Annotated in this window: 19 protein-coding genes and 1 pseudogene; 9 read left to right on the top strand and 11 right to left on the bottom strand. The window is 65.7% G+C overall.

From position 1 onward, the window contains the following. Positions 1 to 6: 6 nt before the first annotated feature. From EBS11_RS20830 to EBS11_RS20805, 6 genes are all read left to right on the top strand, one after another. Positions 7 to 312, top strand: a complete 306-nt coding sequence (locus EBS11_RS20830; RefSeq protein WP_008446215.1) for an integration host factor subunit beta — start codon at positions 7 to 9, stop codon at positions 310 to 312. Between the two features lie 235 nt (positions 313 to 547). Continuing rightward, positions 548 to 850, top strand: coding sequence for a LapA family protein (locus EBS11_RS20825; RefSeq protein ID WP_034751796.1), 303 nt, complete (start codon positions 548 to 550; stop codon positions 848 to 850). Positions 851 to 896: 46 nt separating this feature from the next. After that, positions 897 to 2,072 (top strand): lipopolysaccharide assembly protein LapB, encoded by a 1,176-nt coding sequence (lapB, locus tag EBS11_RS20820; protein ID WP_290605964.1) that lies wholly within the window; start codon positions 897 to 899, stop codon positions 2,070 to 2,072. 85 nt (positions 2,073 to 2,157) lie between these two features. Further along, positions 2,158 to 3,525 carry a UDP-glucose/GDP-mannose dehydrogenase family protein gene (locus tag EBS11_RS20815; protein WP_290605962.1) on the top strand — a complete coding sequence of 456 codons (1,368 nt, stop codon included), beginning with the start codon at positions 2,158 to 2,160 and terminating at the stop codon, positions 3,523 to 3,525. Continuing rightward, entirely contained in the window at positions 3,522 to 4,466 is a 945-nt protein-coding gene (rfaE1, locus tag EBS11_RS20810) for a D-glycero-beta-D-manno-heptose-7-phosphate kinase (RefSeq protein ID WP_290605960.1), read from the top strand. Before EBS11_RS20815 ends, rfaE1 begins: the two co-directional genes overlap by 4 nt. A gap of 164 nt (positions 4,467 to 4,630) precedes the next feature. Further along, a complete protein-coding gene (locus EBS11_RS20805) occupies positions 4,631 to 5,320 on the top strand; it encodes a helix-hairpin-helix domain-containing protein (RefSeq protein WP_290605958.1) in 690 nt (229 codons plus the stop codon). A gap of 126 nt (positions 5,321 to 5,446) precedes the next feature. On the opposite strand, the gene EBS11_RS20800 is transcribed toward EBS11_RS20805, so the two are convergent. From EBS11_RS20800 to EBS11_RS20790, 3 genes are all read right to left on the bottom strand, one after another. After that, the gene (locus tag EBS11_RS20800) at positions 5,447 to 6,307 is read right to left on the bottom strand and encodes a sterol desaturase family protein (RefSeq protein ID WP_290605956.1); all 861 of its coding nucleotides are present in this window, start codon (positions 6,305 to 6,307) and stop codon (positions 5,447 to 5,449) included. A gap of 174 nt (positions 6,308 to 6,481) precedes the next feature. Next, positions 6,482 to 7,228 carry a PEPxxWA-CTERM sorting domain-containing protein gene (locus EBS11_RS20795; RefSeq protein WP_290605954.1) on the bottom strand — a complete coding sequence of 249 codons (747 nt, stop codon included), beginning with the start codon at positions 7,226 to 7,228 and terminating at the stop codon, positions 6,482 to 6,484. A 246-nt stretch (positions 7,229 to 7,474) separates the two neighbouring features. Beyond that, a complete protein-coding gene (locus EBS11_RS20790) occupies positions 7,475 to 9,049 on the bottom strand; it encodes a phospholipase D family protein (RefSeq protein WP_290605952.1) in 1,575 nt (524 codons plus the stop codon). A 202-nt stretch (positions 9,050 to 9,251) separates the two neighbouring features. Here EBS11_RS20790 and EBS11_RS20785 point away from each other — a divergent pair, with 202 nt between their 5' ends. Beyond that, positions 9,252 to 10,607, top strand: a complete 1,356-nt coding sequence (locus EBS11_RS20785) for a M28 family metallopeptidase (protein WP_290605950.1) — start codon at positions 9,252 to 9,254, stop codon at positions 10,605 to 10,607. 38 nt (positions 10,608 to 10,645) lie between these two features. On the opposite strand, the gene EBS11_RS20780 is transcribed toward EBS11_RS20785, so the two are convergent. Then, positions 10,646 to 12,403, bottom strand: a complete 1,758-nt coding sequence (locus EBS11_RS20780) for a cyclic nucleotide-binding domain-containing thioredoxin-disulfide reductase (RefSeq protein WP_290605948.1) — start codon at positions 12,401 to 12,403, stop codon at positions 10,646 to 10,648. Between the two features lie 248 nt (positions 12,404 to 12,651). Here EBS11_RS20780 and cysM point away from each other — a divergent pair, with 248 nt between their 5' ends. Continuing rightward, positions 12,652 to 13,554 carry a cysteine synthase CysM gene (cysM, locus tag EBS11_RS20775; RefSeq protein WP_034751785.1) on the top strand — a complete coding sequence of 301 codons (903 nt, stop codon included), beginning with the start codon at positions 12,652 to 12,654 and terminating at the stop codon, positions 13,552 to 13,554. A 248-nt stretch (positions 13,555 to 13,802) separates the two neighbouring features. Here the strand turns inward: cysM and EBS11_RS20770 are convergent, their stop codons facing one another. From EBS11_RS20770 to EBS11_RS20745, 6 genes and pseudogenes are all read right to left on the bottom strand, one after another. Next, entirely contained in the window at positions 13,803 to 14,135 is a 333-nt protein-coding gene (locus EBS11_RS20770; protein ID WP_034751784.1) for a hypothetical protein, read from the bottom strand. A 440-nt stretch (positions 14,136 to 14,575) separates the two neighbouring features. Continuing rightward, positions 14,576 to 15,748 carry a lytic murein transglycosylase B gene (gene mltB / locus EBS11_RS20765; protein WP_290605940.1) on the bottom strand — a complete coding sequence of 391 codons (1,173 nt, stop codon included), beginning with the start codon at positions 15,746 to 15,748 and terminating at the stop codon, positions 14,576 to 14,578. A gap of 8 nt (positions 15,749 to 15,756) precedes the next feature. After that, positions 15,757 to 17,784 (bottom strand): DUF3488 and transglutaminase-like domain-containing protein, encoded by a 2,028-nt coding sequence (locus EBS11_RS20760; protein WP_290605938.1) that lies wholly within the window; start codon positions 17,782 to 17,784, stop codon positions 15,757 to 15,759. Continuing rightward, complete coding sequence (locus tag EBS11_RS20755) at positions 17,781 to 17,972, bottom strand: hypothetical protein (protein ID WP_290605936.1); 192 nt, start codon at positions 17,970 to 17,972, stop codon at positions 17,781 to 17,783. The genes EBS11_RS20760 and EBS11_RS20755 overlap by 4 nt, the downstream gene beginning before the upstream one ends. 21 nt (positions 17,973 to 17,993) lie before the next feature. Continuing rightward, a pseudogene (locus EBS11_RS28385) lies at positions 17,994 to 18,176 on the bottom strand (DUF58 domain-containing protein); the annotation flags it as partial. Positions 18,177 to 18,744: 568 nt separating this feature from the next. Next, positions 18,745 to 19,653: an AAA family ATPase gene (locus EBS11_RS20745; protein WP_290605934.1), complete on the bottom strand. Its 909-nt coding sequence runs from the start codon at positions 19,651 to 19,653 to the stop codon at positions 18,745 to 18,747. Between the two features lie 226 nt (positions 19,654 to 19,879). Here EBS11_RS20745 and EBS11_RS20740 point away from each other — a divergent pair, with 226 nt between their 5' ends. Beyond that, positions 19,880 to 20,806, top strand: a complete 927-nt coding sequence (locus EBS11_RS20740; RefSeq protein WP_290605933.1) for a histone deacetylase family protein — start codon at positions 19,880 to 19,882, stop codon at positions 20,804 to 20,806. Here EBS11_RS20740 and EBS11_RS20735 read toward each other — a convergent pair whose 3' ends face one another. Continuing rightward, positions 20,807 to 21,193, bottom strand: coding sequence for a hypothetical protein (locus EBS11_RS20735; protein ID WP_290605931.1), 387 nt, complete (start codon positions 21,191 to 21,193; stop codon positions 20,807 to 20,809). Positions 21,194 to 21,213 lie beyond the last annotated feature (20 nt).

The following is a 21,213-nucleotide window of genomic DNA, read 5'->3' as shown; positions in this document are numbered from 1 at the left end:
CGGCAGATGACAAAGTCCGAGCTGATCAACCGCCTCGCTGAGCGTTATTCTCAGCTGGTGGCGAAAGATGCGGAGTATGCCGTCAAGACCATTCTCGATGCGATGACCAACGCCCTGGCGACGGGCCAGCGCATCGAGATCCGCGGTTTTGGCAGTTTTGCCCTGAACAGCAGGCCCCCGCGCATCGGCCGCAACCCGAAATCCGGCGACAAGGTGATGGTTCCTGAAAAACGGGTCCCTCACTTCAAGCCGGGCAAACAGTTGCGCGAGCGGGTGGACGCGATGGTCGGGCAACCGATCATCGAGGATTAATCGTCTGCTGGAAGGCGACACAAAGAGCGGCGTCCTTGGATGCCGCTTTTTTTTGTTAATATGCTGAGAATACCTGACATAAGCTACTGCGCGTCGCGCTTTGCGGCCTGCGATGCTCACCGTGCTCAAGCACGGTTGCGCTTCTTGGCCACAAATCGCTGACGCTCGCTACGCTTCTGCCAGGCATTCCAAGGTTGTGCCATACGGGCATTTTTTGTACTTTCTGGGCGTATCGATGAAAATCATCTCCACCATCGTTGGCTGTGTTCTTTTCGTCCTGTTCTTCAGTTTTGCGCTGAAGAATGCGCAGGTTGTCGACCTGCATGTTTTCCTCAATTATGAAATTCGCGGCCCCCTGGTCCTGATGCTGCTGGGCTTTTTTGTCGCTGGCGCCAGCCTGGGCGTCCTGGCCCTGACGCCGACCGTGTTCCGTCACCGCCGCGAAGCGACCAAGCAGAAAACCACCATTGCCGCGCTGCAGACCGTTGGCGTGGCCAGCAATGTCCAGCCGCAACCGGACAGCGTGAGCGCGCAGTAAGCAGCGCCGTCGCTCCTATCTCTCTTACTCGAATAAAAACAATCGCATGGAATTTGAACTCTGGTGGCTCTTGGGTATCCCGGTGTTTTTCGCGCTGGGCTGGATTGCCGCGCGCGTTGACATTCATCAACTGGTGTCGGAATCGCGCAGCTTGCCGCGCAATTACTTCAAGGGCTTGAATTTCCTGCTCAATGAACAGCATGACAAGGCCATCGACGCCTTCATCGAAGTGGTCAAGCTGGACCCGGAATCGGCCGATATGCACTTTGCGCTGGGTAACCTGTTCCGCCGCCGCGGCGAGACGGAGCGCGCCATCCGCGTGCATCAGAATTTGCTGGCGCGTCCCGACCTGCCGCTGGAGCAGCAGGGCCACGCCGCCTACGAGCTGGGCATGGATTACCTGAAGGCGGGCTTGCTCGACCGTGCCGAGGAAACCTTCAATGGCCTGGTCGATACGCAATATGCGGCCCAGGCGCGCCGCGCGCTGCTGGAAATCTACCAGCGCGAAAAGGAATGGCCGCGCGCCATCGAGGCAGCCGTCGGCTTGCAGGAATCGGGCGCCGGTGCGCGCCAGAAGGAAATCGCCCAGTTCTATTGCGAACTGGCGCATGACGCGCTGGTGCACCTGAAGCCGGACGAAGCCATGCCGCTGCTGGAAAAAGCCCTGCAGACGGACCGCAAGAGCGTGCGCGCCACCATTTTGACGGGTGACGTGCTGCTGGCGCGCGGCGACGTGGAAGGCGCGTTGACCACCTGGCGCCGCGTGGAGCAGCAAAGCGTGCCGCACGTGGCCCTGGTGGCGCAGCGCCTGATGGATGGCTACACGAAAGTGGGCCGTCCGCAGGAAGGCGTCAACCTGCTGCGCTCCTACCTGGAAGAAGCGTCGTCGATCGACCTGATCGAAGTCGTCTTCAAGGCCGTCATCGAGCTGGACGGCGTGGAAGCGGCGAAACAGCTGGTCAGCGCGGAATTGCGCCGCACGCCGACCCTGCTGGGCCTGGACAAGCTGCTGGAGGCGCGCATGATGGATGCGCCGGCCGCCATCTGGTCCGAGCTGTCGATGGTGAAAAACCTCGTGCACGGCTACACGCAGAAGCTGGCCCGCTACCAGTGCAGCCACTGCGGCTTCAAGGCACGCCAGTTCTACTGGCACTGCCCGGGCTGCAACAAGTGGGAAACCTACCCGCCGCGCCGTACCGAAGAGCTCAACGTCATGAACTAATCCTACACGCCACCTTGCCCCGCGCAACGTGGCGTGTACTCGTATGTAGCACCTGAAATTCACCAATAAGAAATACGGCATAACCATGAAAATCACCATTATCGGCACGGGCTATGTGGGCCTCGTCACCGGCGCCTGCCTGGCGGAGCTGGGCAACGACGTCTTTTGCCTTGACCTGGACGCACAGAAGGTAGCGCTGCTCAACAGCGGCGGCATTCCCATCCATGAACCGGGCCTGGAAGAAGTCGTGGCGCGCAACCGCGCCGCCGGCCGCATGACCTTCTCCACCGACGTGGAAGCGGCGGCCAACCATGGCGTGATGCAATTCATCGCCGTCGGCACCCCGCCCGACGAAGATGGCTCCGCCGACCTGCAGTACGTGCTGGCCGCCGCGCGCGGCATCGGCAAGTACATGACGGACTTCAAGGTCATCGTCGACAAGTCGACCGTGCCCGTCGGCACGGCCGAAAAAGTGCGCGCCGCCATCCAGGGCGAGCTGGACGCGCGCGGCGTGGCCGCTACGTTCTCCGTGGCATCAAACCCGGAATTCCTCAAGGAAGGCGCGGCCGTCGAAGACTTCATGCGCCCGGACCGCATCGTCATCGGCGTCGATGCCACGCCGCAAGGCGAACGCGCGCGCGACCTGCTGAAAAGCCTGTATGCGCCGTTCAACCGCAACCATGAGCGCACCTACTGGATGGACGTGCGTTCGGCCGAGTTCACCAAATACGCGGCCAACGCCATGCTGGCCACGCGCATCTCGTTCATGAATGAACTGGCGAACCTGGCCGACAAGGTGGGCGTCGACATCGAGGCCGTGCGCCACGGCATCGGCTCCGACCCGCGCATCGGCCACAGCTTCCTGTACGCCGGCTGCGGCTACGGCGGCTCCTGCTTCCCGAAGGACGTGCAGGCGCTGGAGCGCACGGCACGCGGCCACGGCCAGGAATTGCTGATCCTGCGCGCCGTGGAAGCCGTTAATGACAAACAGAAACATATTCTCGGTGGCAAGGTCGTCAAGCGCTTCGGCGACGACCTGACGGGCCGCCATTTCGCCGTCTGGGGCCTGGCCTTCAAGCCGAATACGGACGACATGCGCGAAGCGTCGGCCCGCGTGCTGCTGGCGGACTTGCTGGCGCGCGGCGCCACGGTGGCCGTCTACGATCCCGTCGCCATGACCGAGGCGCGCCGCGTGCTGCAGCTGGACCTGACGCCGGAACAGCTGGCCAGGGTGCGCTTCGCCGACAGCCCGCAGGATGCGCTGACGGGTGCCGACGCCCTGACCATCGTGACGGAATGGAAAGCCTTCCGCAGCCCCGATTTCGAGCAGATCAAGGCGCGCCTGAAGCAGGCCGTGATCTTTGACGGGCGCAACCTGTTCGAACCGGCCGTCATGGCCGAGGCGGGCATCGAATACCACGGGATCGGTCGCTCGATCCTGACGCGCGCATGAACGCCCGCGACATGACGGCGCCAGCCGCTCTGGCCCAGGTGCGCCTGCTGGTGGTGGGCGATGTGATGCTCGACCGCTACTGGTTCGGCGATGTCAGCCGTATCTCGCCGGAAGCGCCCGTGCCCATCGTGCGCATCGAGAAGCGCGAAGAGCGCCTCGGCGGCGCGGCCAACGTGGCGCGCAATGCGGCCGCGCTGGGCGCGAAGACGAGCTTGCTGGGCGTGGTCGGCGACGACGAGGCCGGCAGCCAGGTCGAGCGCCTGCTCGAAGGCGGCGGCATCCACAGCTACCTGCAGCGCGACGCGGCCATTTCCACCATCATCAAGCTGCGCGTGATCGGCCGCCAGCAGCAGATGCTGCGCATCGACTTCGAGGATGCTCCCAGCGACACGGTGCTGCGCGACAAGCTCAAGCAGTTCAACGCACTGCTGCCCAGCTACGACGTGGTGATCCTGTCCGACTACGCCAAGGGCAGCCTGGTGAACGTGGCCGAGATGATCAAGGCCGCCCGCGCCGCCGGCAAGATCGTCATGGTCGACCCGAAAGGCGATGATTTCAGCCGCTATGCGGGAGCGTCAGTGCTCACTCCGAACAAGTCGGAACTGCGCCGCGTGATCGGCAGCTGGAGCACGGAAGAGCAGCTCACGGAGCGGGCGCAGCAGATGCGCGCGCAGCTGGGCCTGGAAGCCCTGCTGCTGACCCGTTCGGAAGAGGGCATGAGCCTGTACACGGCCGACGAGGTGCTGCACATGCCCACCGATGCGCGCGAAGTGTTCGACGTATCGGGTGCCGGCGACACGGTGATCGCCACCATGGCGGCCATGCTGGGCGCCGGCATGGGCCTGGGTGACGCCGTGCGCACGGCCAACCGCGCCGGCGGCATCGTCGTCGGCAAGCTGGGCACGGCCACCGTCACCCGCGACGAGCTGTTCCCGCAATAAACCGCTGTCCCGCCTGCGCCGTCCGTTTGATCTGGCGCAGGCTTTCCCTTCCTGTCGTGTCCCCCTCTTGTCAACCGTATCACGTCCCAGCCGTTAAAGCCGTTAAGGCGCTGTTCCTCCCTTGCGTTCGAGTCATCTTGAAACCACATCACGGAGAGATACCCATGTTCAAAAAAATAATGCTGGCCTTCGCCACCCTGGTCGCGACGATGGGCTTTGCCTTTGCCCAGGTCGATGTCAACAAGGCGGACCAGGCGGCACTCGACAGCGTCAAGGGCATCGGCCCCGTCACCTCGAAAGCCATCGTCGACGAGCGTGCCAAGGGCGGCGCCTTCAAGGATTGGGCGGATTTCGAAAGCCGCGTGAAGGGCATCGGCCCGAAAAGCTCCGTGAAACTGTCGGAAGCGGGCCTGCAGGTGAATGGCCAGGCCAAGTCCGGCGCGCCGGCGGCCCCGGTGGCGAAAGCAGCCCCCGCAAAAAAGGAAACTGCTGTGAAGGAAGCTGCAGCGAAAGAAGCCGCAGCGAAGCCAGCTGCTGCGACCGACACCGCTGCGGCGCCAGCCAAGACGGCCGCTGAAACGAAGAAGGAAGCTGCTGCTGCCAAGAAAGAAGCCAAGGCTGCCGCTGCCGCCGCGAAGAAAGAAGCTGCCGCCAAGGCCGTCCCTGCCGCCGCTCCCGCTGCAGCCGATGCCGCTCCCGTGAAAACGGCTGCCGAAACGAAGAAGGAAGCCGCTGCCGCGAAGAAAGCGGCTACGGCCGCCAAGAAAGAAGCCAAGGTTGCGGAAGCCGCCGCGAAGAAGGAAGCGAAACTGGCTGCTGCCGACGCGAAGAAAGCGGAAGCCGAGAAGAAATAAGCGTTTTGCCGTAGAGCTGGCTGCGTGGTGGTGCCGCGCAGCCTTGCGAGAAAACCCCGCGCGGTACCGGCCGCGCGGGGTTTTTTTACGCCGGTGCGGCCGGGCCGTGCGGGCCGCTGCCGGGGATCAGTCGGCTGGCCCTGGCCGTGTTGCCGGCGCGGCCGGGGCAGGCGCGCGGCGCCAGGGGGCCAGCAGCTGGCCGGCCAGGCTGGCGGGCATGGGGGCCTCGATGCCGCAGCTGGCCGGCCACCCGGCCGGCAGGTGATGCGTGCCGAACAGGCGGTCCAGCACGGGCAGGGTGGACGCGTAATTGCGGTTGATGTGCTCGAACTTGCTGTGGTGCCAGTGGTGGAAGGCGGGCGTGGCCACCAGCCATTCGAGCGGGCCGAAGCGCCAGCGCAGGTTGGCGTGGATAAAGAAGCCCCAGACGGTGCCGATCAGGAGCAGCAGCACGGGCGCGGCGCTGCCGGCCGCGCCGGGACCGGCCAGTCCCAGCAGATACAGGGGTGTCAGGCCGAACAGGCGCGTGACGACCATGTCCACGGGATGGGTGCGCGTGTTGGCGAGGAAATACAGCTGCTCCGTGCTGTGATGCACGGCATGGTAGCGCCACAGCCACGGACTTTCATGGCTGAGGCGATGACCCCAGTAAGTGCCGACTTCGCCGATGAACAAGCCCAGCAGCAGCTTGGCCCACAGGGGCAGGGCGCCCAGGGTAGCGGGCACGGCGTCCGGCAGGAAGCGCTGGCCGGCGACGGCAACCAGGGCCAGCGGCACGGCCAGCAGCGCGGCCGGCAGCAGGCTGCTGATGAAATAGAAGCCCAGGTCACTGAACAGTTCCGTGCGCGGGCGCCCCGCGTGGCGTTCGCCAAAGCAGCGTTCGAGCGGCACGAAGAGGACGGCCAGCAGCACCAGCCACAGGCTCAGGCGCAGGACATCCACGGCAAGGCCAGGCAGGTGCGTCTGTAGGGTCTGTAGCAGGCTCATGGCAGGAACGTGATCGGGCAGTGAAAACCCCGGCCCAGGAAATGCCGGTGCGGATTTGCTGGCGCGCCAAGGCGTAACACAACCGTGGCGGGCCGATGTGCGGCGCGGCCGGGAAGCGCGGCTGTACTAAAGCACAGCGCGCATCGCAGGACGCGCCCCGGACAGCCGGTTTGGTCAGCCTTTGCGGCGGCGCGCCGCGAAGCCGATCAAGCCCAGGCCGCCGATCAGCATGCCCCAGGTCGACGGTTCCGGCACGGCCGACACGAGCGATACGCCGTCGAGCAGCATGAAGGGCGGCGCGCCCGTCGGGCTGCCCTTGGCCATGAAGGACAGCAATTCGCTGCTGTTCGTCGCCGTGAAGGTCATGCTGGCCTGGTGCCAGCCCGTGAAGCCCTGGCTGACGTTGGCCAGGGACGCCGTCTGCTGCTTGCTATTGCCCAGCGAAACGTCCCAGTAATTGACGAGGTTATCGCCGCGGAAGCCTACCTGCTGGCCTGCGCCATAGGAAAAGCTCAGGGTGTAGGCCTGGCCGGGGATCAGACCGCTGACTTGCTGCGTGACGGGGCCGGGGAAGTAATCCCAGTCGGCCGCCAGCACGTTGCCGCCCGTGGGGCTGACGCCCAGGCCGTTTTTCGGGCCACGGCCGCTGTAGGAATTCGGACCCCACAAGGCCAGCGCCGTCGCGGCATTGGTATCGTCGATGTTGTTGCCGTTCAAGACGAAGTTATAGCCCTTGCTGGACCAGTCCGTCAGGTAGGTGCGGTCCGCGCGGTCGTAATTGCCTTCGTTCAGCTGTTTCGAAGTGCCATTGCTGGTCAGTTCGAAGTCGCCGTTCTTGACGAGGTTGGTCGCGGCCTGGGCACCGGCAGCGGACAGGGAAATGGCGGCGGCCAGCGCCAGCAAGGTGTATGGTTTACGCATGGTAATAGCTCCAAAAGTGACAGGTTGGTCTTGCAGTCTGTCGGCGAGCTTTTGGCCAACGATGGGTATATCGCGGAAGAGGCGAGATGGGCGATGCTGTAAAAAGTATTTCTGTGACAACTATTATGTCTTGTTGGCTAGATTATAGCAGCGTTTGGCAAAAAAGCACGTCACATGTCTTGAAAACAACATCTATTTTTACATGGCAACTCCAGCAAGTTTGATGTTTTGGCATGCCGGCTTCGATTACAGTTGCGACTCGATCGGCAGCCAGCGCATCAGGGAGACCAGCGCGCGGCGCCAGACACCCGCTTCCGGGTCATGCGTCCACACTTTGGCAGGCTCTTCCGTGGCATCGGACCAGCGCAGCGCGCCGTCGTCGAGGAACAGGCGGTAGCTGGTGTCGCTGGCCGTCGAGCGCAGGAACAGCGTGCGCAGGTCGGCCGCCAGCGCCGGATCGTGAAACACGACGCCCATTTCCGTGTTCAGCTGTGCCGAGCGGGGATCGAGGTTGAAGGAGCCGACGAAGCCCCGCGCATGGTCGACCACCATGGCCTTGGTGTGCAGGCTGGCGCGGCTCGAACCCGTCAGGCTGATGCGCTTGCGGTGCAGGGTCTTCAATTCAAACAGGTCGACGCCGCCACCCAGCAGCACCTCGCGGTAGCGCGCATAGCCCGCATGCACGAGGGCCACGTCGGTGGCGGCCAGCGAGTTGGTCAGCACGCTGACCTTGACGCCGACGGCGACCTTGTCGCCCAGCAGGGTACTGAGCGCGGCGCCGGGCACGAAATATGGCGAGGTCAGCAGCGCTTCCTCGTGCGCCTGCGTCAGCAAGGGGAGCAGGCTGTGCATGAGCCAGTGCTCGCTGCGCTGCAAGCCGGCCACGGGGGCGGCTTTTTCCGGCGGGTCCGACACCACCTGCACCTGGCCGCTCCAGTGCAGGCGCAGGCGCCCGTCCAGGTGCGCCTGCAGCTGGCCCGTATCGGTCAGCTTCTGCAGATACGGCGAAGCCCCCACTTCGCCGCCGAGCGCCGCGAGACGGGCGCGCACGGCGTGCAGCTGGACTGCCTCGGGCGCGTCCGCGTTCTTGCCCACATGCAAGGCACGGATGGGAATGACGGCTCGGCTGTTCCAGAAACGGTCGAAGATGTCGCTCGCCTGCTGCACGGCCGGCCCCACCAGCAGCAGGTCGGCATCCTGGAAGTTGACTTGCTCGGCGGCATCGAAGTACTCGTCGCCGATATTGCGCCCGCCGACGATGGCGACGCGGCCATCGACGATCCAGGCCTTGTTGTGCATGCGCCGGTTCAGGCTGACCGCGCGCAAGGCCATTTCCACGGCGCGCCGCCAGATGCCGTCGCGGTTGCGGCCGGGATTGAAGATGCGCACTTCGATCAGCGGGTGGCTGTCGAGCGCGAGGATGGCGGCATCCTGGCCCCGTGCATTGATATCGTCGAGCATCACGCGCACGCGCACGCCGCGGTCGGCCGCGCGCAGCAATTCGCGCACCAGCAGCCGTCCCGTGACGTCGTTATGCCAGATGTAGTACTGCAGGTCGATGCTGCGGCCCGCTTCGCGCGCGCTCAGGGCGCGCAGGGCAAACGCTTCCAGGTTGTCGTCGATCAGGGCCGTGCCGCTTTGCTGCGGGCGCTGCGCCAGCTGCGGCGCCAGCACGCGGTCGAGCAGGGTGGCATCGGCCGCCACGGGCAGGGCCGTGCCCGGCGCGCCCAGCGAACGTTCCGCAAAGCGGCCGTAGCTGTACAGGGCTGCAATGCTGAGCAGGGCAAACAGCGCGGCGAACAGCAGCAGCTTGACGAGCATGCGGCGCACCGTCAACGGACCGCGCGCGCGCGGCGGCGTGCGGGAAGGAGGGAGGGCTGGCGCATGCGGCGGTCTTTCGTGGTCGGGATGGGGAGAGGCGATTGTAGCAGTTTCTATAATGCATGATTTTCATCCGGGAACTTCCTTGCCTGCCGTCAAAAATGCGAGAATGGCCGTCTAACAATTCTCAGGAGACAGTGGCATGGTACGGATATTGACGGGAATGACGGCAGCGCTGCTGTCGGCAGGCGTGCTGGCGGCGCCGGCCGGCGACAGGGCACAGCCGCAGATCGAGCGCGTCGTGGCGGAGATCTCGCCGCAGCGCATCGAGGCGCATGTGCGCAAGCTGGTCGGTTTCCAGACGCGCCACACCATGTCCGATACCGTCTCCGACACGCAGGGCATCGGCGCCGCCAGGCGCTGGATCAAGGCCGAGCTGGAGCGCTGCGGCGCGCAGGCGGGCGGTCGCCTGCAGGTGGCCTTCGACAGCCACGTGGCACCCGTCTCGAAGCGCATTTCGCGGCCGACGGAAATCGTCAACGTGGTGGCGACCCTGCCTGGCAGCCAGCCGCAATCGGCCGAGCGCATCTACGTCGTCAGCGGCCATTACGACTCGCGCGCCACCGACGTGATGGATGCGACCGGCAACGCCCCCGGCGCCAACGACGATGCCTCGGGCACGGCGGCCGTGATCGAAATGGCCTGCGTGATGGCGCGCTACCAGTTCGACGCCACCCTCGTCTTCATGACCGTGGCGGCCGAGGAGCAGGGCTTGCTCGGTTCCGGCCACTGGGCGCAGCAGGCAAAGCTGAAAAAACTCAATATCGCCGGCATGCTCAATAACGACATCATCGGCAGTTCGCGCGCCGACGACGGCACGGTCGACGGCGGCCAGGTGCGCCTGTTCGCCGAGGGTATTCCCGCCGTCAAGGAAATGAGCGACGGCGTGCGCGGCCTCGTGGCCACGGGCGGAGAGAACGATTCCATCTCGCGCCAGCTGGCGCGCCATGTGAAGCAGGTGGGCGAGCGCTATGTGCCCGGCTTCAAGGTCAACGTCATCCAGCGCGCCGACCGCTACCTGCGCGGCGGCGACCACATGCCCTTCCTCGCACAAGGCTACGCGGCCCTGCGTTTCACGGAACCGAACGAGGATTTTTCCCACCAGCACCAGGATGTGCGCGTGGAAAACGGCGTGCAATATGGCGACTTGCAGCAATTCGTCGACTACGACTACGTGGCGAAAGTGACGCGGGTGAATGCGGCGGCCCTGGCCTCGCTGGCCCTGGCGCCTGCCGCGCCCGCCGGTGTGCAGGTGCGCACGGCGCAGCTGGAAAACGCCACGACCCTGCAATGGCAGCCGAATACGGAACCGGACCTGGCCGGCTACCGCATCGTCTGGCGCGCCACGACGGCGGACCAGTGGCAGGGCGCGCAAGACGTGGGCAATGTCACCGAGGCGCGGCTGAAATTGTCGAAAGATAATTATTTCTTCGGCGTCCAGGCCATCGACAAGGATGGCAACGTCAGCGTGGCAACGTATCCCACTCCCTTGCGCTAGCGTCCACGCCGGATAAGACCCACGCGCAGCCGGCGTGCTTAGGCGCTGCCGGCAGGCAATCTGGCCAGGAAGCCGTGGATCTGCGACACGACGGCCGCGCCTTCGCCCACGGCCGCGGCCACCCGCTTGGTGGAGCCGGCCCGCACGTCGCCGATGGCGAAGACGCCCGGCACGCTCGTTTCCAGCGCGGCACGGTCCGGCAAGTCGGGAGGGTAGATCGCGTGGCCGTGCGCGCGGCATTCGGCGCGCGTGACGTCGAAGCCCGTGCGGATAAAACCCTGCTCGTCTACGGCCACGGCGCAGTCGTGCAGCCAGTCCGTGTTCGGATCGGCGCCGACGAACAGGAACACGCGGCGCACGGCGCAATCGCACTCTTCGCCCGTGTGATTATTGCGCCAGCGGGCGCCCGTCAAGCCATCCTCGTCGCCTTCGAGGGCGATGATTTCCGTGTGCGTATGCAGGGTGATGTTGGGCGTGGCGGCGATGCGCTCGATCAGATAGCTCGACATGCTGGCCGCCAAGCCCTCGCCGCGTATCACCATGTGGACCCTGGCTGCGTGGCCGGAGAGAAACACGGCCGCCTGGCCGGCCGAGTTGCCGCCGCCCACGAGGATGATCTCTTCCTGCTTGCACAGCTTGGCTTCGATGGGCGAGGCCCAGTAATACACGCCCCGACCCTCATAGGTTTTCAGGTTGGCCAGCGAGGGGCGGCGGTAGCGCGCGCCGCAGGACAGCACCACCGTGCGGGCGCGCACCTGGGTGCCGTCGCACAGCTTGACGCGCAGGGGCCAGCTGTCGCACAGCAGGTTGGCGGCGCTGGCCGGCGTGGCGATCTCGACGCCGAATTTCTGCGCCTGCACGTAGGCGCGTCCCGCCAGGGCGCGGCCGGAAATGCCAGTTGGAAAGCCCAGGTAGTTTTCGATGCGCGCGCTGGCGCCCGCCTGGCCGCCATAGGCGCGCTGTTCCAGCGCCAGGACCGATAACCCTTCCGAGGCCGCATACACGGCCGTGGCCAGGCCCGCCGGTCCCGCGCCCACCACCAGCACGTCGAAGATTTTGTCGCCGGACAAATCGGGCAGCATGCCCAGGCAGCGCCCCAGTTCCGCATTGCCGGGGTTTTTCATGACCTTGCCGTCGGGACACACGACCAGCGGCCACTCCTGCGGCGCGGGCCGGTAGCGCTCGGCCAGCGCGGCGGCGGCCGCATCCGTGGCAGGGTCCAGCACCGTGTGCGGATGGCCATTGCTCGATAAAAAGCTTTGCAGCTGGAACAAGTTGCCATTGCCACGCGGCCCCACCAGCACGGGGCCGCCCGAATTGATTTCGATCAAGGCCACGCGGCGCAGGATCAGGGCGCGCACGATGCGCTCGCCCATTTCCGCTTCCGCCACGATCAGCGCGCGCAGCGATTCCGAGCTGATCACGAGCACGTCCACGTCGCCCACGGCATGGCCGTTGACGAGGGCGGGGCGGCCCGACAGCTGCGCCACTTCGGCGATGAAGTGGCCGGGGCCGATCTCGCGCATCAGCGAGGTGCGGCCCAGTCCCTCATGGCGCGTGACGGCGACCTGGCCCGACAGGATGACCAGCATGCCGAAGCTGCTGCTGCCCGCCTCGAACAGGCTGGCGCCGCCCGCGTAGTGGCAGACCTTGCCATAGCGCTGCAGCCGGCGCAGCTCCGCTTCGGTGAAGACGGGGGAAATCTGGTGCATGCGGCCCTGGATATCGAGGCTGCTGGGCTGGACCGGGTCGTCCTGCGTAGTTTCGGGAATGAATTCGGGTGCGGTGCTGGCCATGACTAATCCATTGATTGAATAAGCAAATTACTAAAATAACTAACCGCCACGAGTCTAGCGCATGCGTGCGCGGAGCGCTGGCGAACGGCGCGCGCATGCCCTTGCCTGGCGTAAAGCGAGGCGCCATGCGGCCTGGCGCGGCAGCGGCCACGGCACCGGCTGGCTGGCGGGAGCGGGGTTTTTAGCCATACGCCGTCCAGCATCTCATATTAGAATGGGTCTTTGTTGAAATTACTCAAACAGACACGATGGCTTACAAGACACTGGAAGATACGATAGGCAATACCCCGCTGGTGCAGCTGACGCGCTTGCCGGGTGCCGACGCGCTTGCGCGCAACAACGTCATTCTCGGCAAGCTGGAAGGCAACAATCCGGCCGGCTCCGTGAAGGACCGCGCCGCCATGTCCATGCTCAAGCGCGCTGAAGAGCGCGGCGTCATCAAGCCGGGCGACACCCTGATCGAAGCGACCAGCGGCAACACGGGCATCGCGCTGGCCATGGCCGCCGCCCTGCGCGGCTACAAGATGCTGCTGCTGATGCCGGACAACCTCAGCGTGGAGCGCCGCCAGAGCATGGCCGCCTACGGCGCCGACATTTTGCTCACGCCAAAGACGGGCGGCATGGAATATGCCCGCGACCTGGCCGAGCAGATGCAGAAGGATGGCCGCGGCGTGATCCTCGACCAGTTCGCCAACGAAGATAATTCGCGGGCCCACTATGAAAGCACGGGGCCGGAAATCTGGCGCGACACGGAAGGCCGGGTCACGCACTTCGTCAGCGCCATGGGCACGACGGGCACCATCATGGGTGTGTCGCGCTACCTGAAGGAACAGAATCCCGCCATCCAGATCATCGGCGCCCAGCCCGAGGAAGGGTCGCAGATTCCCGGCATCCGCAAGTGGCCGGAAGCGTACCTGCCGAAAATCTACGACAAGAGCCGCGTCGACCAGGTGGAATATGTGAGCCAGGGCGTGGCCGAGCGCATGGCGCGCAGCCTGGCGGCGGAAGAGGGCCTGTTCTGCGGCATCTCGGCGGCCGGCGCCTGCGAAATCGCCCTGCGCATCTCGCAGACGGTGGAAAACGCAACCATCGTCTTCGTCGTCTGCGACCGCGGCGACCGCTACTTATCGACAGGCGTGTTTCCTGCCTGATGGCGGACGGCCGGGCACACTGCGCGCGGCGCGCCTTGCCGCCTGCGCTGCTCGCCGTGCGCTGGCACGGTTGCGCTGCTTGGCCACCAATTACTGCCGCGCGTGACGGTTGTGTCGGGCGTCAATATCCTTGGGGAATACGGTAAGGCGGGAGAGAGGTCGGCCAGAACGGCCTGGGCACTGCTGAAACCACTGATGAAACACCCCCTCCCCATGGCGGGGAGGGAAAACCTGCGTAACTGGCAGGATCAGCCTTGTGGCGTTTCGCCTTCTTTTGGCTTGAATTGCTTGTCGCTGATGCGGAATTTGTTGCGACGGTCACCCATCAGGTAACGCAGGTCACGGATGCTCAGGTCGCTGACTTCGTGCATGCGGATCAGCAGCGAAGCGCCGACCGGCAGGCGGTGATGGCGGATTTTGCTGATGACTGGTGGCGCCACTTCCAGGGCGCGCGACAGGGCTGCGTCGTTTTTCAGGCGCAGGTTTTCGATCAGGGTATCGAGCAGTCTGTTTGGGTTGTACTGAAGCAGATCGTCGGAGTCCGAATCGCTGTTCATATCAATGCCGACTTGGTTTGTCATGATGTTATTGTTCCTTCTGTAGTTGCACTGCAAAGTAAAAAACACTCGGAGCTCGCTCTTGCTGCGTTCATGTTCATTCTTTACTAAAAGGAACGAATTCACACACGGTACGATCCGGGATACAGTTTTTCATAATATATACACAATTGTACAACAGGATTTAATTTCAGGCTGGAAAGCCCCGTAATCTTGCTTTGTACAGAATCGGCGTTGTCTAGCTGCAACACCTATTTATTCTTTATTATGCTCTATGATAGAACAAAAATTGTACTTTGACAAAAGTTAAGTATAAAACCATTTCCGTATCCCGTGCCGCACAACAGGCTGGCGAGCGAGGCTGGCACGATGTTATCGACTCCACCATAGACCTGTTTGCAGGTCGCTTCAACATCGCTTACGCTTTCTTACAAGTAATATTATAACTTTACACCGACTTTCGGTTAGCGAGCGCGCACTTGGCTGATGGCCTTGCCCAGGTCGATCACTGACATGGCATAAAAATAACTTCTGTTGTACTGAGTTATAGCAAAGAAGTTATTGGTTGCCAAGCTATACTCAGTTGCTTCTGAACCATTTTGTAAATCAATCAGGCCGAACAGCATGTTGGGTGGCGGGGTGTCAACGACGCTGACGCCGGCCGCCTGCAACTCATCGAGGCGGTACTTGGCCTGCAAGCCCTGGCCGATGAATTTTTCCCACGCGCGGCTGGCCGAGACGGTGACGGGATATACGCTGATGGCGGGGTCGTCGCGGCGCCAGCCGTGTTCGACGAGAAAATGCGCCACGCTGCCGATGGCGTCCGCCGTCGAATTGCGCAGGTCGATGTGACTATCGCCATCGAAGTCCACGGCATATTTCATGATGCTGCTGGGCATGAACTGGGGCAGGCCGATGGCGCCCGCATACGAGCCGAGCAAGGTCAGCGGGTCGATGCCATCCTTGCGCGCGAACAGCAGCGCGTTTTCCAGTTCACCCTTGAAAAATTCCATGCGGGCGGCGCGGGTCGGACTTTCCGGATAGGAAAACGCCAGCGTCGTCAGCGCATCGAGCACGCGGAAGCGGCCCGTATTGCGCCCGTACACGGTTTCCACGCCGATGATGCCGACGATGATCTCGGCCGGCACGCCATATTCGCGCTCGGCGCGGGCCAGCGCTTCCGCATTCTCGTCCCAGAATTTCACGCCGGCATTGATGCGCACGGGCTCGATGAAGCGGGCGCTGTACGCCTGCCAGTTCTTCGGCTTGCCCGGCGGCGCCGGTTTCATCAGCTGCACCGTCGTGTCCACGTAGCGCACCTTGCCGAACAGCGTGTCGAGCTCGGCACGGTCAAAACCATGCTTGGCCGACATCTCGTCGAGGAAGGCGCGCACTTCTTTCCAGTTGGCATAGTCGACAAATTCGCCTTCGAAGTCGAATTTCGCGGGGGCTTTCCTGGCTGCCGCGTTGAGCGCCGTCTTTTTGACGGGCGGGGTCTTGGCCGCGCGCACGGCGCGGGCGCGGTCGGCCGCGGAAATATTGCTGTTTTCTGCGGCGTGCGCAGCGGTGTGGACGCCGGACAGGCACAGGGGCAAGGCGAGCAGCAGGGACAGGGCGGGGTATTTGATCGGTAACAAGGAGCGTCTCATCGGCATTGGGTTAGCAGGCGGCGCAAGCTGCGCCGCGCGCGGAGGTGGTCGTCTGGGCTGGCATTACCATACTTCATCGTCGCATAGATTGCCAGAAAGCGTGCCATGGCGGCGTGCGCCTCGGGCGAGGCCTTGCCCGCCGCCAGCCGCGCAGCATAACCGTGCGGGCCTTCATGCGGCGCACGGCTGTAGCCGCGCCCCGCCTGCAGGCGGCAAAAACGCGCGTACAGGGCGTCGAGCGGATCGCCGGCGCGGCCGTGGCGCCAGTGCAGCAGGCCGCCGGCCAGCGCCGCCAGCAGGGCCAGCACGGCGCAGGCCTGGGCCACCTTGTGCGCCGGCAGGTTTTTCACGCCGTCGAGCATGGCGTGCTGGCGCTGCGGCGTGGCGTCGAGCACCCAGCTGTTCCAGGCCAGTTCGGCCTGCTGCCATTGCTGGCGCCACGCCGCGATGGTCCCGCCGGCGCCCCCGTCGAGGCCGACCAGCGTGCGCCACGCTGTCAGCGGCGACGGGGCCGCCGGCAGGGCGGCGTCCAGGTCGCGCTGCGTGCGCAGGGGCGCCACGGCGCCGGTGGGGTCGACGCGCACCCAGCCCCGGCCCGCCAGCCACACTTCGCTCCAGGCATGGGCGTCGGACTGGCGCACGCTCAGGCTGTTGTCGGCCGCGTTGCGCAGGCCGCCCTGGTAGCCCGTGACGACGCGGGCCGGTATGCCCATGGCGCGCATCAGCACGACAAAGCTGCCCGCGTAATGCTCGCAAAAGCCCGCCTGCGTGGCGAACAGGAAGTCGTCCACGCCATCCTTGCCCAGCAGCGGCGGCTGCAGGGTGTAGCGGAATGGCGCGCGGCGGAAGTGAGCGAGGACGGCGGCGATGGCGGCCTCGGGAGCCAGCGCCTGCGTGCCGCTGCCGCGCAGCTTGCGCGCCCAGGCCACGCTGCGCGGGTTGCTGCCTGCGGGCAAGGCCAGCCAGGGCTGTTGCTGCTGCGGCGTCAGGCGCGCCTGCCACCGGTAGCGGGGCTGGGAACTGGCGCGGTAACGCACGGTCGAAGTAAGGGGCTGCACGGTCTGCACTTCCAGCGCGGCCGAGACGACGTAGGGGTTGCCGGGCAGGCGTTCGATGCTGCGCGGCAGGTCGAGCGCGAACACGCGCCGCTGGCCGCTGGCCTGCAAGGTGATTTCGTAGCTGCTCGCTTCGCCTTCCAGCGCAATCTCGATCCGGCCGTCGATGGCGGGCTGGCGCTTGCCGGGAGCGGCACCGCTGCGTGTCCAGGTGCTGCCGTCGTAGTCGCCCAGCACGACGCCGCGCCAGTACAGCTGGTCTTGTGGCGGTATCGGCGTGGCAAAGCGGGCCGTGAAGACGGTTTCGCCGGACAGGGCCAGCGAGGCGATGGCGCCCGGCTGCATGCTGTCGGACAGGCCCGTGCGCGCTTGCGTGCCTTCGGGCGGTGCGCCCCACAGGGGGCCATCCAGGCGCGGCATGGCCAGGAACAGCAGGGCCGCGATGGGCAGGGCCAGCGCCAGCAGGCGTCCCAGCAGGCGCAGCCGTTGTGGCAGGCGCGGGCGCGTGGCGCCGTACTGGGCCGACAGCAGGGCGGTCAGCAGCACGATGACGGTGAGCAACATCCAGGCGGCGCTGAGGATGCCCTGCGCATGAAAGAACTGGGCCAGCAGGAGGAAGAAGCCAAGAAAAACGACGACGAAGATGTCGCGCCGGCCATGCATTTCCAGCCCTTTCAAGGCCAGCAGCCAGGCCAGCATGGCCACGCCGGGGTCGCGCCCCAGCAGGCTGCCGTAACTGGCGTGGATGCCGGCGAGGCCCGCCAGGGCCAGCGGCAGGAGCAGGACCAGCCGCGGCTGGCGCCGGCCCCGCACGGTGATAGCGGCACGCCACAGCAGGAGTGCCCCCGTGGCTGCCGACAGCCATGGGGGCAGGTGCAGCGCGTGCGGCGCCAGCACCATGGCGGCGGCCAGCAAGAGCAGCAGGATGTCGGCCTTGTCGCGCGGCAAATTGGTCAGCCAGTGCTTCATGGCGCCGCCTGCATGGCCTGCGGCACGGCCCGTCGCGCCGCCTGGGCAAGCGGAGCGTATTGGGGCGGCTCGTGCAGGGCCAGGGCGCGCAGGCAGGCGTCGCGGTGGCTGGCGCCCAGGCCCGGGGCGATGCTCAGCGCGCCCAGGCGCAGGCCGTAGGGCAGGCTGTGCCGTTCCGCCGCCAGCACCCAGGCGGCCAGGCGCGCCAGCCGTGCCTCCGGCGGCAGCGCGGACAGGGCGGCGTGGTCGAGCACGATGTTGCCCTGGGGAGTGCCCGCGGGTGCTTCGGCGGCGGGCAGGAATTGCTTGCTGAACAAATGTTCGCCGTCGTGGCGGGCGATCTGGCGCCAGGCCAGGCGCTGCAGCGGGTCGCCCGGCTGGTAGGCGCGCACGCCGGCGACTTCCCGGGTGCCGCCGCCTCGGGCTGCGGATACACGAGCACGCGCGCCTCGGGCTGCCAGTGGCACCAGGCGAGGAACAGGCCCAGCGGAAAACTGCCCGACAGCCGCACGGGCGGGGCAGGGAGCCAGCCCCGCTGCGGCGCCGCCACGCCGATGCTGACGGCCGTGTCCCCATGGGCGGGGATATCGGCCAGGTGGGGCGCCGCGGCGGCAGCGGTGACGGCCAGGCGGATGGCGTGGCGCGGGCGGCTGCTGCGGTTGATCAGGCGCAAGGTGAACACGGCGTGGCTGCCCGCGAAGACGGGCGGTCCCGGCACGGCGGCCAGGGCCAGGCCCGCCAGGTTGCGGCTGGCAAACAGCATGTCGGCGATGGCGCAGGCGGCCGCGACATACGTGAGCGCATAGCCCAGGCCCAGGCGGTAATTGACGGCGGCGATCCACAGCGCCAGCAGCAGGGCCGCAAACGCCAGGCCCGCCCGCGAGGGACGGATGTGCACGCGCTGCGCGCCCAGCCAGGGGCGCGCCGGCAGCCACGGGTGATCGCGCCAGCGCATGCCGCTCAGACGGGGGTGTTCAACAGCAATTGCTGCAGCAGCGCGCGGCTGTCCGTGGCCCCTTGCGCCGCATGCAGGCGGTGGGCGCAGACGGGCAGCAGCACGGCTTGCACATCGTCGGGCGTGACGTGGTCGCGTCCCTCCAGGGCGGCCCAGGCGCGCGCCGCCTGCAGCAGGGCCAGCGCGGCGCGGGGGCTGAGGCCGTCGGCAAACATGCCCGGCGCCCGCGTGGCGTGCACGAGGGCCAGCACGTAGTCGACGAGGGCGGACGAGGCGTGGATGGCGTGCAAGGCCGCCTGCGCCTGCAGCAATTCCTCGCCGCTCATCACGGCGGGCAAGGTGTGCAGCATGGCGCGGCGGTCCGCGCCCAGCAGCAGCGCCCGTTCGGCGGCCGCATCGGGGTAGCCCAGGGTGACGCACATGAGAAAACGGTCCAGCTGCGATTCGGGCAGGGGAAAGGTGCCCAGCTGGTGCGCGCAGTTTTGCGTGGCGATGACGAAGAACGGCTGCGGCAGCGCATGCGTCACGCCATCGAGCGTCACTTGCCGCTCTTCCATCGCTTCGAGCAGGCCCGACTGCGTCTTCGGCGTGGCGCGGTTGATCTCGTCGGCCAGCAGCACTTGCGTGAACAGGGGCCCGGGGTGGAACAGGAAGCTGGCGCTGCCCCGGTCATACACGCTCATGCCGGCCACGTCGGCGGGCAGCAGGTCGCTGGTGAATTGCTGGCGCTTCCATTGCAGGCCCAGCGTGATGGCCAGCGCGTGTGCCAGGGTGGTCTTGCCGACGCCGGGCACGTCCTCGATCAGCAGGTGGCCGCCGGCCAGCACGCAGGCGAGGGTCTGGCGGATCTGCAAGTCTTTGCCGACGAGAACTTCGCCGATCTGGCGCGCGGCCTGGTGTATTTTCGAAAACATGCTATTTCTATCACAGTACACGGGATTATTTAATTTACAATCGCTTTGGCCAGGTCAAATGGCGCCGCCCGCCCGCGCCGCGCACGTGGTAGATTAGGGTTGCGGCAAGGGCGGCACAGACCAGCCAATGATTTTATGCGAGAACGCGCCTGGCGGGCAGGAATGCCATGCAGCGTTCCCCGCGCGGACGGAGTATGGACAGAGACAGAGGTAACCAGTACAGCGCATGAGCACAGCCATTTATACCCACCCCGATTGCCAGCGCCACGAAATGGGCGACTGGCATCCCGAATCGCCGGCCCGCTTGCAGGCCATCAATGATCAACTGATCCTTGCGCACATCAGCGACCTGGTCGAGCACCGCGACGGCGCGCGCGCGCAATTGTCCGATATCGAGCGCAACCACAGCGCCACGGCCATCGGCCTCGTGCGCGACAACGTGCCGCCCGTGGGCGACTACTATCCGCTCGACGGCGACACCCTGCTCAATGCGCACAGCTACAATGCGGCGCTGGCTGCGGCCGGCTCGGCCGTGGCGGCCACGGATGCCGTCATCGATGGCGAGATCAGCAATGCCTTCTGCGCCATCCGCCCGCCCGGCCACCATGCGCGGCCCAGCGAACCGATGGGTTTTTGCCTGTTCAATAACGTGGCCATCGCCGCCAAGCATGCGCTCGACGTGCGGGGGCTCGAACGGGTGGCCATCGTCGACTTTGACGTACATCATGGCAATGGCACGGCCGAATCCGTGGCGCACGACCCGCGCATCCTGATGGTGAGCTTCTTCCAGCATCCGTTCTATCCCTACAGCGACGTCGAGTCCTACACGGACACGCGCGTCAACGTGCCCGTGCCGGCCCGCTCGAAGGGCGACGTGGTGCGCCAGCTGGTGCTCGACCACTGGCTGCCGGCGCTGCACCGCCAGCAGCCGCAGATGATATTCATTTCCGCCGGTTTCGATGCCCACCGCGAAGACGACGTGGGCGGCATGGGCCTGGTGGAGGCCGACTATACGTGGATGACGCAGCAGATGATGGCCGTGGCCCAGCAGTATGGCAAGGGCCGCATCGTCAGCTGCCTGGAAGGGGGCTATAACCTGTCGTCGCTGGGCCGCAGCGTGGCGGCGCACGTGAAGGCGCTGGCGGAACTGTAGCTACAGCAAGGTCGGGCGGCTGCGGGAATTGGTGTGGCGGTGGGTCTGGTAGTCGAGCGCGTCGCCGGCCATGAAGCGGCGCCACGCCTCCGTGTAGACGCCTGACGATTTTTCCGCGTCAAAGCTGTCGAGCTGCAGCATGTCGCGGTGGTACTTGATTTCATTGACCAGCTGGTCGTACAGCATCTGCAGGCCATAGCTGTCGGCGCTCTGGCGTTTCAGCCGCTCTTCCAGCTGCGCCACCTGCAGCTGCAGCTGCCGGCATTCCTTCTTCAGGCGCGGCACGCTGCCGCCGCGCGGCACGCGCTTGGCCGCGGCCTTCTTGCGCGGGCGCCGGCCGCCACGCTCAGGCCCGGCCTGCGCCGCGTCCGTCTGTTCCATCGTCATATCGCCCTATCCCCGTTGCC

The sequence above is a fragment of the Janthinobacterium sp. genome, assembly GCF_009923995.1.
Classification (GTDB): Bacteria; Pseudomonadota; Gammaproteobacteria; order Burkholderiales; family Burkholderiaceae_D; genus Janthinobacterium.
The sequence above is the reverse complement of the archived record's forward strand: the minus strand, read 5'-3'. Positions and strand labels throughout refer to the sequence as shown.